13 protein-coding genes are annotated in these 12,448 nt (G+C 57.6%); 7 read left to right on the plus strand and 6 right to left on the minus strand.

Annotation, left to right across the window (positions count from 1 at the left end; translation table 11 throughout):
- From fabF to fabD, 4 genes are all read right to left on the minus strand, one after another.
- The gene (fabF, locus tag L53_RS11060) at nucleotides 1-1,287 is read right to left on the minus strand and encodes a beta-ketoacyl-ACP synthase II (RefSeq protein ID WP_034815370.1); all 1,287 of its coding nucleotides are present in this window, start codon (nucleotides 1,285-1,287) and stop codon (nucleotides 1-3) included.
- Between the two features lie 16 nt (nucleotides 1,288-1,303).
- Nucleotides 1,304-1,537, minus strand: coding sequence for an acyl carrier protein (locus L53_RS11065; RefSeq protein WP_027839729.1), 234 nt, complete (start codon nucleotides 1,535-1,537; stop codon nucleotides 1,304-1,306).
- 114 nt (nucleotides 1,538-1,651) lie between these two features.
- On the minus strand, nucleotides 1,652-2,389 hold the full coding sequence (gene fabG, locus L53_RS11070; protein WP_034815374.1) for a 3-oxoacyl-[acyl-carrier-protein] reductase: 738 nt from the start codon (nucleotides 2,387-2,389) through the stop codon (nucleotides 1,652-1,654).
- Nucleotides 2,390-2,394: 5 nt separating this feature from the next.
- The gene (gene fabD, locus L53_RS11075) at nucleotides 2,395-3,345 is read right to left on the minus strand and encodes an ACP S-malonyltransferase (RefSeq protein WP_034815686.1); all 951 of its coding nucleotides are present in this window, start codon (nucleotides 3,343-3,345) and stop codon (nucleotides 2,395-2,397) included.
- A gap of 208 nt (nucleotides 3,346-3,553) precedes the next feature.
- Between fabD and rpsF the strand changes: the two genes are divergently transcribed.
- From rpsF to L53_RS11095, 4 genes are all read left to right on the plus strand, one after another.
- Complete coding sequence (gene rpsF / locus L53_RS11080) at nucleotides 3,554-3,892, plus strand: 30S ribosomal protein S6 (protein WP_034815377.1); 339 nt, start codon at nucleotides 3,554-3,556, stop codon at nucleotides 3,890-3,892.
- 15 nt (nucleotides 3,893-3,907) lie between these two features.
- Nucleotides 3,908-4,165 carry a 30S ribosomal protein S18 gene (rpsR, locus tag L53_RS11085; protein WP_034815380.1) on the plus strand — a complete coding sequence of 86 codons (258 nt, stop codon included), beginning with the start codon at nucleotides 3,908-3,910 and terminating at the stop codon, nucleotides 4,163-4,165.
- Between the two features lie 12 nt (nucleotides 4,166-4,177).
- Nucleotides 4,178-4,765, plus strand: coding sequence for a 50S ribosomal protein L9 (gene rplI, locus L53_RS11090; RefSeq protein WP_034815383.1), 588 nt, complete (start codon nucleotides 4,178-4,180; stop codon nucleotides 4,763-4,765).
- A 134-nt stretch (nucleotides 4,766-4,899) separates the two neighbouring features.
- Nucleotides 4,900-6,396, plus strand: coding sequence for a replicative DNA helicase (locus L53_RS11095; RefSeq protein ID WP_034815385.1), 1,497 nt, complete (start codon nucleotides 4,900-4,902; stop codon nucleotides 6,394-6,396).
- A gap of 3 nt (nucleotides 6,397-6,399) precedes the next feature.
- Here the strand turns inward: L53_RS11095 and L53_RS11100 are convergent, their stop codons facing one another.
- Together L53_RS11100 and L53_RS11105 are read right to left on the minus strand one after the other, a co-directional pair.
- Nucleotides 6,400-7,350: an alpha/beta fold hydrolase gene (locus L53_RS11100; RefSeq protein ID WP_233347768.1), complete on the minus strand. Its 951-nt coding sequence runs from the start codon at nucleotides 7,348-7,350 to the stop codon at nucleotides 6,400-6,402.
- Nucleotides 7,351-7,375: 25 nt separating this feature from the next.
- On the minus strand, nucleotides 7,376-8,287 hold the full coding sequence (locus L53_RS11105) for a crotonase/enoyl-CoA hydratase family protein (RefSeq protein ID WP_034815390.1): 912 nt from the start codon (nucleotides 8,285-8,287) through the stop codon (nucleotides 7,376-7,378).
- A 149-nt stretch (nucleotides 8,288-8,436) separates the two neighbouring features.
- On the opposite strand from L53_RS11105, the gene L53_RS11110 reads away from it, so the two are divergent.
- From L53_RS11110 to L53_RS11120, 3 genes are all read left to right on the plus strand, one after another.
- On the plus strand, nucleotides 8,437-9,738 hold the full coding sequence (locus tag L53_RS11110; RefSeq protein ID WP_051607860.1) for an amidohydrolase family protein: 1,302 nt from the start codon (nucleotides 8,437-8,439) through the stop codon (nucleotides 9,736-9,738).
- 121 nt (nucleotides 9,739-9,859) lie between these two features.
- A complete protein-coding gene (locus L53_RS11115) occupies nucleotides 9,860-10,789 on the plus strand; it encodes a sterol desaturase family protein (protein ID WP_034815392.1) in 930 nt (309 codons plus the stop codon).
- 109 nt (nucleotides 10,790-10,898) lie between these two features.
- Nucleotides 10,899-12,446: an acyl-CoA synthetase gene (locus tag L53_RS11120; protein ID WP_034815394.1), complete on the plus strand. Its 1,548-nt coding sequence runs from the start codon at nucleotides 10,899-10,901 to the stop codon at nucleotides 12,444-12,446.
- The last annotated feature ends 2 nt before the right edge of the window (nucleotides 12,447-12,448 follow it).

Here is a 12,448-nt window from a genome sequence, read left to right on the forward strand (position 1 = left end):
TTACTGAACTTCCTTGAGAACCAGCGACGCGTTCGTTCCGCCAAAGCCGAAGCTGTTGGACATGGCCGCGCGCACCCGGCCCTTCTTGGCCTTGTGCGGGATCAGGTCCAGAACGGTCTCGAAGCTCGGATTGTCGAGGTTCAGGGTCGGCGGCATCACCTGGTCGCGGATCGCCAGTGCGCAGAAGGCGCTTTCGATTGCGCCAGCGGCGCCGAGCAGATGCCCAACGGCGGACTTGGTGGACGACATCGACATGTTCTTGGCGTGATCCCCGAAGGCCCGCTCAACCGCGCCGGCTTCACCTTCATCCCCCTTAGGGGTCGAGGTGCCGTGGGCGTTGACATAGTCGATCTCGGACAGGTCCATGCCAGAATGCTTGAGCGCCATCTTCATCGCGCGATATCCACCCTCGGCGCCCTCAGCAGGCGCCGTGATGTGATAGGCGTCACCCGTCAGGCCGTAGCCTGCGACTTCCGCATAGATCTTCGCACCGCGTGCCTTTGCATGCTCGTACTCTTCGAGCACGACGATGGCGGCGCCTTCACCCATGACGAAGCCATCCCGGTCCTTGTCATAGGGGCGCGAGGCCTTTTCAGGCGTATCATTGAAATTCGTGGACATAGCCTTGGCAGCGCAGAACCCTGCGATACCGATGCGGCCAATGACAGCCTCGGCGCCGCCTGCAACCATGACATCCGCATCGCCATATTTGATGAGGCGGGCAGAGTCACCGATCGCGTGAGCGCCGGTAGCACAGGCCGTCACCACCGAATGGTTAGGCCCTTTGAATTTGTGCCGGATCGATACCTGGCCAGAGGCCAGATTGATCAAAGCAGCAGGGATGAAGAACGGGCTCACCTTGCGCGGCCCGCTCTCATGAAGCGTGATCGCAGTCTTGTAGATCGATTCAAGACCACCAATACCGGACCCGATGAGAACGCCAGTGCGCTCCTGACCTTCGTCATCCTCGGGCTTCCATCCGGCATCCTCTACAGCTTCGTCTGCTGCAGCGATCGCATAAAGAATGAATTCGTCGATCCGACGCATCTCTTTTGGGGAGACGAATTTGGCCGGATCAAACGCATGGGGATCTCCTTCGCCGCCGCCGCGGCCTGTTACCCACGGAACCTGAAACGCAATCTTGCACGGCATATCTTCGGGATCGAACGTATCAATACGTCCAGCCCCAGATTTGCCTTCAAGCAGGCGCTCCCAGGTTGCCTCACGGCCAGCGGCCAAGGGTGAAACAATCCCGATTCCGGTAATAACAACGCGGCGATCTGACATAGAAATCCTGGAAATCTTAGATGTGGGCTTTGATGTGCGTTACCGCATCACCAACTGTGCGGATAGATTCCTGCACATCATCCGGGATCTCGATGTTGAACTCTTCCTCGAAAGCCATGACCAGCTCGACGAGGTCAAGAGAGTCAGCGCCGAGGTCGTCGATGAAGCTTGCGCTCTCAACAACTTTGTCACCATCCACGTCGAGATTATCGACAACAATTTTTTTAACGCGTTCTAGAACGTCAGACATGAGTACCTCTCTGAAAATGCCTGAGGACTGGCCCAGATTCGAACCATTGTGTTGCGCCTAGCATACACTGGGGACGAGCGCCAAGTCCTATGAGTGGGGCTTGCTGTAGTGAAATCAGATCATTGCCATGCCGCCATTCACGTGGATTGTCTGTCCCGTGACGTACGCAGCCTGGTCTGAAGCAAGATAAACGGCTGCAGCGGCAATGTCTGCACCCTGGCCGAGGCGACCAGCAGGAATTTGCCCCAAAAGAGCGTCTTTCTGCTTTTCCGGCAACACATCCGTCATGGGTGATTCGATGAATCCGGGCGCAATCGTGTTGGCGGTAATCCCACGGCTGGCGACTTCCTGCGCCAATGATTTGGTAAATCCGATCATGCCAGCCTTGGAGGCGCAATAATTGGCCTGGCCAGGGTTTCCGGTCACGCCGACAATGGATGTAATTCCAATAATCCGGCCATGGCGGCGCTTCATCATGCCTCGCACACAGCTCTTGGTGAGGCGGAAATAGCTACCCAGATTGACCGAGAGAACATCGTTCCAGTCATCATCCTTCATCTGCATCAACAGCTTGTCGCGCGTGATGCCGGCATTGGCGACCAGAACATCCAGCGGACCAATCGCGTCTTCAGCCCGCCCCACAAGGCCATCGACCGATTCCGCATCAGACAGGTTGCAGGGCACGATGGCGCTCTCGCCTTTCAGTGTGCCGGCAACTTCTTCCAGCACGTTCTCACGTGTCCCGGAGAGAGCCACTTTGGCGCCCGCTTCGGACAAGGCTTGTGCGATGGCGCGGCCAATTCCGCCAGAAGCGCCAGTCACGAGGGCCGTACGGCCGGTAAGATCAAACATCTTGTCTATCCCTTCATTGCTTCTGCAAAGGCTTCGAGATCTTCGGGGGTCCCGAGCGTGAAACCGTTGAGCGACTTGTCGATTCGGCGTTGCATCACCGTAAGCACCTTGCCATTGCCTGCTTCGCCCGTCGCTTCAACTCCTTGAGCGACCATGAATTGCACAGTCTCGGTCCAGCGCACACGGCCTGTGACCTGTGCGACGAGGTTCTTCCGGATCGTTTCCGGGTCGGTGACAGCACTTGCAGACACGTTCGCGACCAGTTCACTCACCGGCTGCGCAATCGACACCTCGGCCAGCGCCTCGGCCATCGCATCAGCGGCTGGCTGCATCAGGGAGCAATGGAACGGTGCGGAAACATTGAGAAGCATGGCTTTCTTGACGCCACTATCCTTCGCCTGCGCGCAGGCGGCCTCAACCGCATCCTTGCGGCCAGATATGACAAGCTGACCCGGCGCATTGTCGTTCGCGATATCACAGGCGCCGCCGGTTTCGCGTCCAGCTGCACAGGCGGCTTCCGCCTGATTTATGTCGGCTCCCAACAAGGCTGCCATTGCACCCTCTCCCGGCTGCACGGCGGCCTGCATGGCATTGCCGCGAATGCGCAGGAGGCGCGCCGTATCCGCCACACCAAGCGCGCCTGCAGCAGCAAGCGCAGAATACTCGCCCAGGGAGTGACCCGCCACATAGGCCGCGTCCTTGGCCGACAAGCCAAACTCAGCCTCCAGGGCGCGGGCGGCGGCAACACTGTGCGCCATGAGCGCGGGCTGAGTATTTGCCGTCAGGGTCAACTCGGCAATATCGCCGGCCCACATGAGGCCAGACAGATTCTGTCCAAGGGCTTCATCAATCTCGGCAAAGACATCGCGTGCGGACTGAAAGGCCTCCGCAAGCGACTTGCCCATTCCGATTTCTTGGCTCCCTTGACCAGGAAAGATCAGCGCGAATTTTTTCATGTCTGGTTTCTCCAAATTGCGCCCGTGGTTAAAGGTGACCGCGAATGTAAGCAAGCGCTTGAAAAACAGGCCCAAATGCGCTTTACACCCGCATTCACTCGCAGGCATGCGGCCCTCGTTAGTTTGGAATGAGCCAGATGAAGAGGGGCCATCGCCCGGCAGTTTCCCGCTGTCTGGCGCCGCATGGCTCTACTATGGGACTGAAAACATGGCACTATATGAGCATGTCGTGATCACACGACCTGACATTTCGCCTGCTCAAGTCGAGACTTTTGTCGAAGAACTGAGCGGCTTTCTCAAGGAAAAAGGCGCATCTGTTGGCAAGACCGAATACTGGGGTCTTCGCAACCTGGCCTATCCAATCAAGAAACAACGCAAGGGGCACTACTCGCTTCTGAACATCGACGGCCCCGCCGACGCAGTTCAGGAACTTGAACGCCGCCTTCGCATCTCCGACGACGTCATGCGCTACATGACGATCCGCGTTGAAGCCCTGAGTGATGAGCCGTCGCCGGTTCTCTCTCGCAAAGACCGTCGTCGCGACTAGGGAAGGACACTCGAAATGGCTCAGAAACTGAACATCACGAACATTCCTGCCCGCCGTCCGTTTGGACGTCGCCGCAAGGTCGACCCGTTCACCGGTCAGAATGCGCAGGAAATCGATTACAAGGACGTGAAACTGCTGCAGCGCTATATCTCTGAAAAAGGGAAAATCGTGCCCAGCCGCATCACGGCCGTAAACCTCAAGAACCAGCGCAAGCTTGCTCAGGCGATCAAACGCGCCCGCATGCTGGCCCTGCTTCCGTTCGAAGTGAAGTAAGGAGACACGAACATGCAAGTCATCCTTCTTGAACGCATCGAACGCCTCGGCAAAATCGGCGAAGAAGTGAACGTGAAGAACGGGTTCGCCCGGAACTTCCTCATCCCTCAGGGCAAAGCCCTGCTCGCCAATGATCGTAACCGGGCTCGCTTCGAGTCTGAGCGCGAAGCCATTGAAGCTCGTAACGCAGAAGCTCGCGCAAATGCCGAGTCCGAAGCTGAAAAGCTGAACGGCACCGTCTTCACGCTCATTCGCCAAGCTGGCGATACGGGGCAGCTTTACGGGTCGGTTACTGCTCGCGACGTTGCTGATGCGGCTGAAGCTGCAGGTCACGCCGTGCCACGCTCGGGCGTACGCCTGAACCGTCCGATCAAGGCCATCGGCCTGTACGACGTTGCAATTCGCCTGCACGCAGAAGTAACTGTCACGGTCCAGGCGAACATCGCCCGCTCCGCTGAAGAGGCTGAACGCCAGGAGAAAGGTGAGGACATCGTTGCCTCGCTCCAGGCTGCAAACCAGGAGCTCGCTGAAGAGCAGGCCGGCGAACTCGCCGAAGCTGCTGCTGAGCGGGCCGAAGCCGGAGGCGAAGACGAAGAATAGTCTTCTGCAAATTCGAATTGAGGGCCGCAGCTATCCACAGCCGCGGCCCTTTTTTTGTGAAGTGACGGTGAATTGCGCAGCTCAATCCGCATCAAGGCGATGAATTCGCGTCGCAGGTAAGGTAAAAGAATCGCATGCCTCTAGATGATGCCCCCGCCGCCACAATCGCGCCGCCCCACAATCTGTCGGCGGAAGCCGCAGTGCTGGGGGCCATCCTGTTCGACAATAACGCCTACCAGCGCGTGGCAGATATCCTGCGGCCCTCAGATTTCTATGCGCCAGCGCATCAGGAGTTGTTCGACGTGTCGGCAACGATGATTCAGCAGGGCCGCATTGCAGACGGCGTCACGCTGCGCGAGCATTTCGAAAAGGCTGAAAAACTCACTGAAATTGGTGGCGCCCGGTATTTGGAGCAATTGCTCGACTCAGCTGCCTTTGGCCCGGAAGTCGGCGACTATGCACGGATGATCCGCGACCTTGCCATGCGACGGTCGCTGGTCGGCATTGGCAGCGAACTGACGGGTCGCGCCTTGAACCCGACTCCGGAAGAAAATGGCGAACGCCAGATCGAACTGGCTGAACGGCAGCTCTTCGACCTCGCAGAGCGCGGCTCGTCGGGTCGCGGTTTCACGACCTTCTCCGAAGCCCTGACAGAATCTCTCAAGAACGCTGAAGCTGCGTTCAAGCGCGAAGGCAAGATTGCCGGCATCCCGACCGTGCTGCGCGATCTCGATGAGAAGCTTGGCGGACTGCACCGATCTGATTTGATCATTTTAGCCGGGCGCCCCTCAATGGGGAAAACTTCACTTGCAACCAACATTGCCTACAATGCCGCTGCGGCCTATCGCGCAGAAGTACAAGATGACGGCTCGAAGAAGACTGTAGACGGCGCAATTGTCGGCTTCTTCTCGCTGGAAATGTCAAACGAACAGCTTGCAACGAGGATCATCGCCGAGCGGACTGGCATCACCACCCATCGGATTCGTCAGGGCGATCTCGACAAGAGCGACTTTGAACGGCTGCGTGAAGCGACCGAAGAGCTTCAGAACCTGCCGCTCTATATCGACGACACAGGCGGTATCTCGATCAGCCAATTGGCCGCCCGCGCCCGACGCCTGCAGCGCTCTGTCGGGCTCGACATGATCGTGATCGACTATCTGCAGCTGATTACAGTCACCAGCGGCAACGCGAACGCGAACCGGGTCCAGGAGATTACGCAAATCACGACCTCCCTGAAGGCGCTTGCGAAAGACCTCAACGTACCGATCATCGCGCTGTCGCAGCTTTCACGTGCCGTAGAACAACGCGACGACAAGCGCCCCCAATTGTCTGACTTGCGGGAATCCGGATCGATTGAGCAGGATGCTGACGTCGTCATGTTCGTCTATCGCGAAGAATACTACCTGTCGCGGACCGAGCCCGGCGCCGATCCGAGCGATCCCTCCTCGAACGAAAAATGGAGCCAATGGCGCGAGCGCATGGACCAGGTCTATGGCAAGGCCGAGGTCATCATCGGCAAGCAACGTCACGGTCCGATTGGCCGCGTAGAACTGGCGTTTGACTCGAACATCACCCGCTTCGGAGATCTCTCCCGCGACCAGCAAGGCTATGGAAGCGATTTCGACGAATAGCGACTAAAGCTGGCCCAGCCAGTCCAACAGCAGGCGATTCACCTCTTCAGGCCGTTCCTGCTGAGTCCAGTGCCCGCACCCCTCAAGCAGTTCAGCGCCGCGCAGATCGCCAAGGCTCTTTTTCATCGCTGCGACCATGTCGCCAGGATACATCTTGAGAACCAGGTCCTCGGTGCCGCCAATGTACAGAGAAGGTTGAGCGATCACAGTGGAAGAAGGGTGCTCCTGCAGGTACGCATGATCGCGATGCCAGTTGCGATACCGGTTCAGCGGGCCACGAAACCCGGATTGACGGAACTGGGCATCATAATAGGCAACGTCGTCATCACTGAGCCAGGGTAGTGGCATGTCCGGCTCCGGCAACCTGTAGAGCAGCGTGTCGCCATGCTTCTTGTCGACCGGCCAGGTCCCCTCGGGCGCATCACCTGAAATCGCGTAATAGAACTTTCGGATCGTTTCTGCGGGATCGGCTTCGAGCTCTGCCTCGGGTGGACCTTCATCCTGGAAGTAGACCTGATAGAAAAACAGACCACGCTCAGTGAAGACGGCACGTACCGCGTCGATGAAGACCACATCGCCCGGCGGCACATAGGGCACTGACAGCCCGGCCACTGCCCGGAACCGGTCGGCATGGAGCCGCGCCGTGTTCCAAGCGATCGGTGCGCCCCAGTCGTGCCCGACGACAACCGCTGGCGCAGCTGGAGACAAGGCCTCGGCAAGCCCGGCAATATCTGCCGTCAGGCTTTCCATATCGTAAGCTTCGACCGCGTCAGGCCGATCAGACCCACCATAACCACGCACATCCGGCGCGGCCACGCTGTAACCTGCCTCGGACAATGCCTTGATCTGGTGGCGCCAAGAATACCAACTCTCAGGAAACCCATGCACGAGAACGACCAACGGCCCTTCCCCCGCCAGCGCTACGCGCAAGCGGAGTCCGTTCGTTTCGATCATCCTCAACTCAGGGGTCATTGCCGGATCAGTCCTTGCCGCCGATCCATTTGAACTCCGGCTCGTCCCACCACGGATAAAAGTTCGGCATGCCATCCGAGACCTTGACCGGATAGACCGGCTTGCGCTTCTCTAGGAAGCTCATCACGCCTTCCTTGGCGTCTTGCGTTTTGCCGCGGGAGTAGATCGCCGCAGAATCCACGATGTGCGCTTCCATCGGATGGCTTGCGCCCAGCATGCGCCACATCATCTGACGAGTCAGGCTGGTTGATACAGCGGCTGTATTGTCCGCGATCTCTCTCGCCATGGCGCGCGCCACATCCATCAGCTCAGATTGCGGATGGACCGACCGTACCAGCCCGCCATCCTTTGCTTCCTGTGCCGGGAAGACGCGGCCGGAATAACACCATTCCAATGCCTGCGAGATGCCGACCAGACGCGGCAGGAACCAGCTGGAAGCCGCCTCCGGATTGATGCCCCGCCGATTGAACACAAATCCAAAGCGCGCATTGTCTGATGCAATGCGAATATCCATTGGCAGCTGCATCGTCACGCCAATACCCACGGCTGCGCCATTGATCGCGCCGATCACTGGCTTCAGGCTGTCGAAGATACGCAGTGTCACACGGCCACCACCATCGCGCTGGATATCCACATCGTCGGTCCGGCCAACTTCGCCACCTTCGGCGCGCTTGTCATAGTCGAACGTTTTGGCACCTTCGGAGAGGTCTGCCCCGGCGCAGAACGCCCGATCGCCCGAGCCGGTCACGATGACGACACGCACATTGTCGTCGGCATCCGTGATATCGAACGCCTCAATCATTTCGTACATCATCTTGCCGGTAAAGGCGTTCATCTTGGCTGGGCGATTCAGCGTAAGGGTCGCGATACCGTCTTCAATATCGAGGGTGATCTGTTCAAATTCTTTCGGCTGCGCCACGGCTGGCCTCCCTTGTGATGATTTTCCGGGCCCAAGCTGCCTGTGCCTCAGCATTCGTCAAGACTTACCCGGCGGCATTCAGCCCAATGCTTGACCTTGCCGCAGGCTCGGCTCGATAAACTAGTCCTCGAATTCAAAGGATCTTCACGATGAAACTGACAGCCCTGCTAACCGGTGCGTCCATCGCGCTGCTTTCCCTGCCGGCCACGGCTGAGACCCTTTATCTTACGGCTGGCAAGTTTGTGGATCCAGTGACCGCGGAAACTGTGAATCGGCCAGTCTTCGTCATTGAAGATGGGGTGATCACGGCGCGCGGCACTGCAAACGAGTTACGCAAACCGTCAGGTTCCACATCTGTTGATCTGAAGGATGCGACATTGGTGCCCGGTTTCATCGACATGCACACCCACCTGACCTCGGATCCCGAAGATCCGGCCTATTTCTCGCTGAGCTTTTCAGATGAGCGCCAAGCTATCACAGGCGTCAAAAATGCTCGCAGGACCTTGCTCGCGGGGTTCACCACGGTGCGGAATGTCGGCGCTTCCAGCTATAGCGACGTCGCCCTTCGGGACGCGATCAATGAAGGCGATGTCCCCGGCCCGCGCATGTATGTTTCCGGGCCTCCGGTCGGGATTCTGGGCGGACATTGCTCGGACACCAATCTCTTGCCATCCGAGTATGATGTCGCGGGCGAGAACGTTGCCACAGGCCCATGGGAAATGCGGGAAAAAGTTCGCCGGAATATCAAATACGGCGTTGACCTGATCAAGACCTGCTCCACGGGCGGCGTGTTTTCGAAAGGCACCAGCCTTGGCGCCGCTCAGGGCACGCTGGAAGAACTGACGGCCATCGCCGAGGAAGCCCATGCACGCGGGATCAGGGTCGCCTCCCATGCGCATGGCACGATCGGTATCAAGAACGCGATCCTCGCGGGGATCGACACAATCGAGCATGCGAGCATCCTCGACGAAGACACGATCCGTCTCGCCAAGGAAAACGGCACCTATCTGTCCATGGACATCTACAACACCGAATACACGCTCGCTGAAGGCAAGAAGAACGGCGTGCTGGAAGAATCTCTCGCGAAAGAACGGGCGATCTCGAAAATTCAGAGAGACAGCTTCACCGCGGCGGTGAAAGCCGGGGTCAAGGTCGTGTTCGGCTCGGATTCGGGCGTCTATCCGCACGGGGACAATGCCAATCAGTTCTCTCGCATGGTCAATCTCGGCATGACGCCGATGCAGGCCATCCAGGCTGCGACCAGCCTGTCGGCCGAAGCACTCGGCAAAACAGGAGAACTCGGATGCAGCGACGTCGGTTGTCGTGCTGACTTTGTCGCCGTGGACTCCGATCCGCTTGCCGATATTTCCGCATTGGAGGACGTGGATTTCGTCATGAAGGACGGCACGGTCTACAAGCGCGACGGCAAACCTCAGGCTGGCGTCTACTGACCCAACCCCGTTTATGAAACCAACTGACTCGTCTACAAACAAGCTAGGTCACAGACGGGTGACGAGGGCGCCATCGAAGGCGCAGTTCAACTGATACTTTCAAGGATGGTAACCCCACACGATGGAATTCAACCCCCTGCCCGCCGTAACAACCTTCGCCGCGCCAATATTCATCCTGTCAGTTGCGCTGGAATGGTGGGCGGTGAAGTCCGGGCGTGCTGCGGGGAGATATGACACCAAGGATGCACTCGCTTCCCTCACAATGGGGCTGGGCAATGTCGTCATCAATACACTCACTGGGACACTCGCCGTCTGGATGATGCTGATCGCCTGGCCATTCCGGGTTTTCACGCTCCCGTTCACGGCCGTGTCAGCCATTATCGGCTTCGTCCTTTATGACTTCATCTATTACTGGAAACACCGTTTCGCACATCGTGCCCGATGGTGGTGGATGGAGCATGTAACGCACCATTCCTCTACGCACTACAATTTGACCACCGCACTACGTCAGCCCTGGTTTGGCCCACTGACCGGACTTATCTGGATCGGCCTGCCCATGGTCGTCATCGGCTTTCATCCCTATGTCATATTCTTCGTGGGTGGCCTGAACCTGCTTTACCAGTTCTGGATTCATACTGAAGCGATCGACCGGATGCCACGCTGGTTTGAAGCAGTGTTCAATACGCCCAGTCACCACCGGGTTCACCACGCGACCAATGCCAGGTATCTCGACACAAATTTTGCCGGCGTGTTCATCATCTGGGACAAGATGTTCGGGACTTTCGTGCCGGAATTGGAGAACGAAAAGCCAATCTATGGCGTTGTGAAGCCCCTGAACAACTACAATCCTTTCGTCATCGCGTTTCACGAATTCTTCGCGATCCTGAAGGATTGCGCCTCCGACGGGCTTCGCCCTCATCGCTGGATCGGACGCCTGGTAAGCGAACCCGGCTGGTGCCCGGAAGGCAATCACAATCGCTCGACTGAACTCAAACACGCCTATCTGCAGGAAAATCCCGAGAAACGCGGAACACCAGGCTTTCCCGAATAAACCCGGCTGACGCGACGTTGCCCGTGGACGAATGCGAATGTCCCGCTAGAAACGCCTCCAGACCGTCGAGCGCGCTCACCAGAAGCGCTGCCGATATCAGGAGGAAAATATGCATCCCTGCCACCACGCGAAGACCCATCCTGACAAGGCCGCCTATATCATGGCTGCCTCCGGAGAAACCGTAACCTTCAAACAACTGGATGAACGATCAAACCAGATTGCGCACGCATTTCGCGACGCCGGCCTGAATCCCGGCGACACAATCGCGCTTTTCGCAGAGAATTCGGCGCGCTATTTCGAGATTTGTTGGGCCGCTCAACGCTCAGGCCTGTATTTTGTGTGCGTATCGTCACGCCTGACTGCGCCTGAAGTAAAATATATCATCGAGGATTCCGGCAGCTCCCTCCTGATCGCCAGCGCCGGAAAAAGCGATATCGCAAAGCAAGCGAAACAACTGGTCGGCATTGATCAGTTCTGGTCCATTGATGGTGACATCGAAGGTTTCCAGCGGTTGGAGACTCTTCAATCGGCCTTTCCAGTGACGCCCATCGCGGACGAGATGGCCGGTACGGACATGCTGTATTCCTCCGGGACAACGGGAAGACCGAAAGGCATTCGTCCGCCACTCGAGCGGGATATGCCTATCGATGCTGACAATGTCCTGCTTCAGATTACACGAGGAATGGCAGCTGCAGGACCAGACAGCGTCTATCTTTCACCAGCTCCACTCTATCATGCTGCCCCGCTCCGCTGGTGCATGACGTTCACACGCCTTGGCGCCACGCTGGTGGTGATGGAAAAGTTCGATCCAGAAGCCTTTCTTGATTGCGTGCAGGCTCACAAGACGACCCATGTTCAGATGGTCCCAACCATGTTCGTAAAGCTTCTGAAACTTCCGGAGGACGTCCGAAAATCCTACGACGTCACAAGCTTGAAATTCGTAATTCACGCAGCCGCGCCGTGTCCGATCCCTGTAAAAGAGCAGATGATCGAATGGTGGGGGCCGATCATCGATGAGTACTATGCAGGCTCGGAAGGCAACGGCATGACATGGGCCAAGAGCGCCGAATGGCTCGAGCACAAAGGTACGGTGGGGCGCGCTATTTTCGGCGAACTTCATGTCTGCGATGAAAACGGGGATGAAGTGCCGGTTGGCAGTGAAGGCCAGATCTACTTCGGTGGCACCACCCCGCCAAACTATCACAATGATCCTGAGAAAAATGCTTCTGCACTTAATCCAAAACATCCCGATTGGTCGTCTCTCGGCGATGTTGGCAAAGTCGACGAAGATGGCTTTCTGTACCTGACCGACCGCAAGGCCTTCATGATCATATCAGGCGGCGTGAATATCTATCCGCAAGAAGCGGAGAATGTCCTGATCACTCATCCCAAGGTCGCCGATGTTGCGGTCATAGGGGTGCCCGACGAAGAATTCGGAGAATCTGTAAAGGCCATCGTCCAGCCAATGCCGGGGATAGCCCCATCAGATGAGCTTGCCGCGGAACTGCTTGAATTCTGCCGAGGCGAGCTGTCAAAGATCAAATGCCCCAAAAGTCTGGATTTCGACCTCGAGCTGCCCCGGCATCCGACCGGAAAACTGTATAAGCGACTGATCCGTGACCGTTATTGGGGCAAAAAAGAAAGTCGCATCGTTTAGGC

Origin of the sequence: Hyphomonas sp. L-53-1-40 (genome assembly GCF_000682775.1) — a bacterium.
In the GTDB taxonomy this organism is placed as follows: domain Bacteria; phylum Pseudomonadota; class Alphaproteobacteria; order Caulobacterales; family Hyphomonadaceae; genus Hyphomonas.

What these genes read in the sequence shown, in the direction of transcription:
- fabF (WP_034815370.1), bottom strand. Translation starts at nt 1,287, where the DNA reads ATGTCAGATCGCCGCGTTGTTATTACCGGAATCGGGATTGTTTCACCC.
- L53_RS11065 (WP_027839729.1), bottom strand. Translation starts at nt 1,537, where the DNA reads ATGTCTGACGTTCTAGAACGCGTTAAAAAAATTGTTGTCGATAATCTC.
- fabG (WP_034815374.1), bottom strand. Translation starts at nt 2,389, where the DNA reads ATGTTTGATCTTACCGGCCGTACGGCCCTCGTGACTGGCGCTTCTGGC.
- fabD (WP_034815686.1), bottom strand. Translation starts at nt 3,345, where the DNA reads ATGAAAAAATTCGCGCTGATCTTTCCTGGTCAAGGGAGCCAAGAAATC.
- rpsF (WP_034815377.1), top strand. Translation starts at nt 3,554, where the DNA reads ATGGCACTATATGAGCATGTCGTGATCACACGACCTGACATTTCGCCT.
- rpsR (WP_034815380.1), top strand. Translation starts at nt 3,908, where the DNA reads ATGGCTCAGAAACTGAACATCACGAACATTCCTGCCCGCCGTCCGTTT.
- rplI (WP_034815383.1), top strand. Translation starts at nt 4,178, where the DNA reads ATGCAAGTCATCCTTCTTGAACGCATCGAACGCCTCGGCAAAATCGGC.
- L53_RS11095 (WP_034815385.1), top strand. Translation starts at nt 4,900, where the DNA reads ATGCCTCTAGATGATGCCCCCGCCGCCACAATCGCGCCGCCCCACAAT.
- L53_RS11100 (WP_233347768.1), bottom strand. Translation starts at nt 7,350, where the DNA reads ATGATCGAAACGAACGGACTCCGCTTGCGCGTAGCGCTGGCGGGGGAA.
- L53_RS11110 (WP_051607860.1), top strand. Translation starts at nt 8,437, where the DNA reads ATGAAACTGACAGCCCTGCTAACCGGTGCGTCCATCGCGCTGCTTTCC.
- L53_RS11115 (WP_034815392.1), top strand. Translation starts at nt 9,860, where the DNA reads ATGGAATTCAACCCCCTGCCCGCCGTAACAACCTTCGCCGCGCCAATA.
- L53_RS11120 (WP_034815394.1), top strand. Translation starts at nt 10,899, where the DNA reads ATGCATCCCTGCCACCACGCGAAGACCCATCCTGACAAGGCCGCCTAT.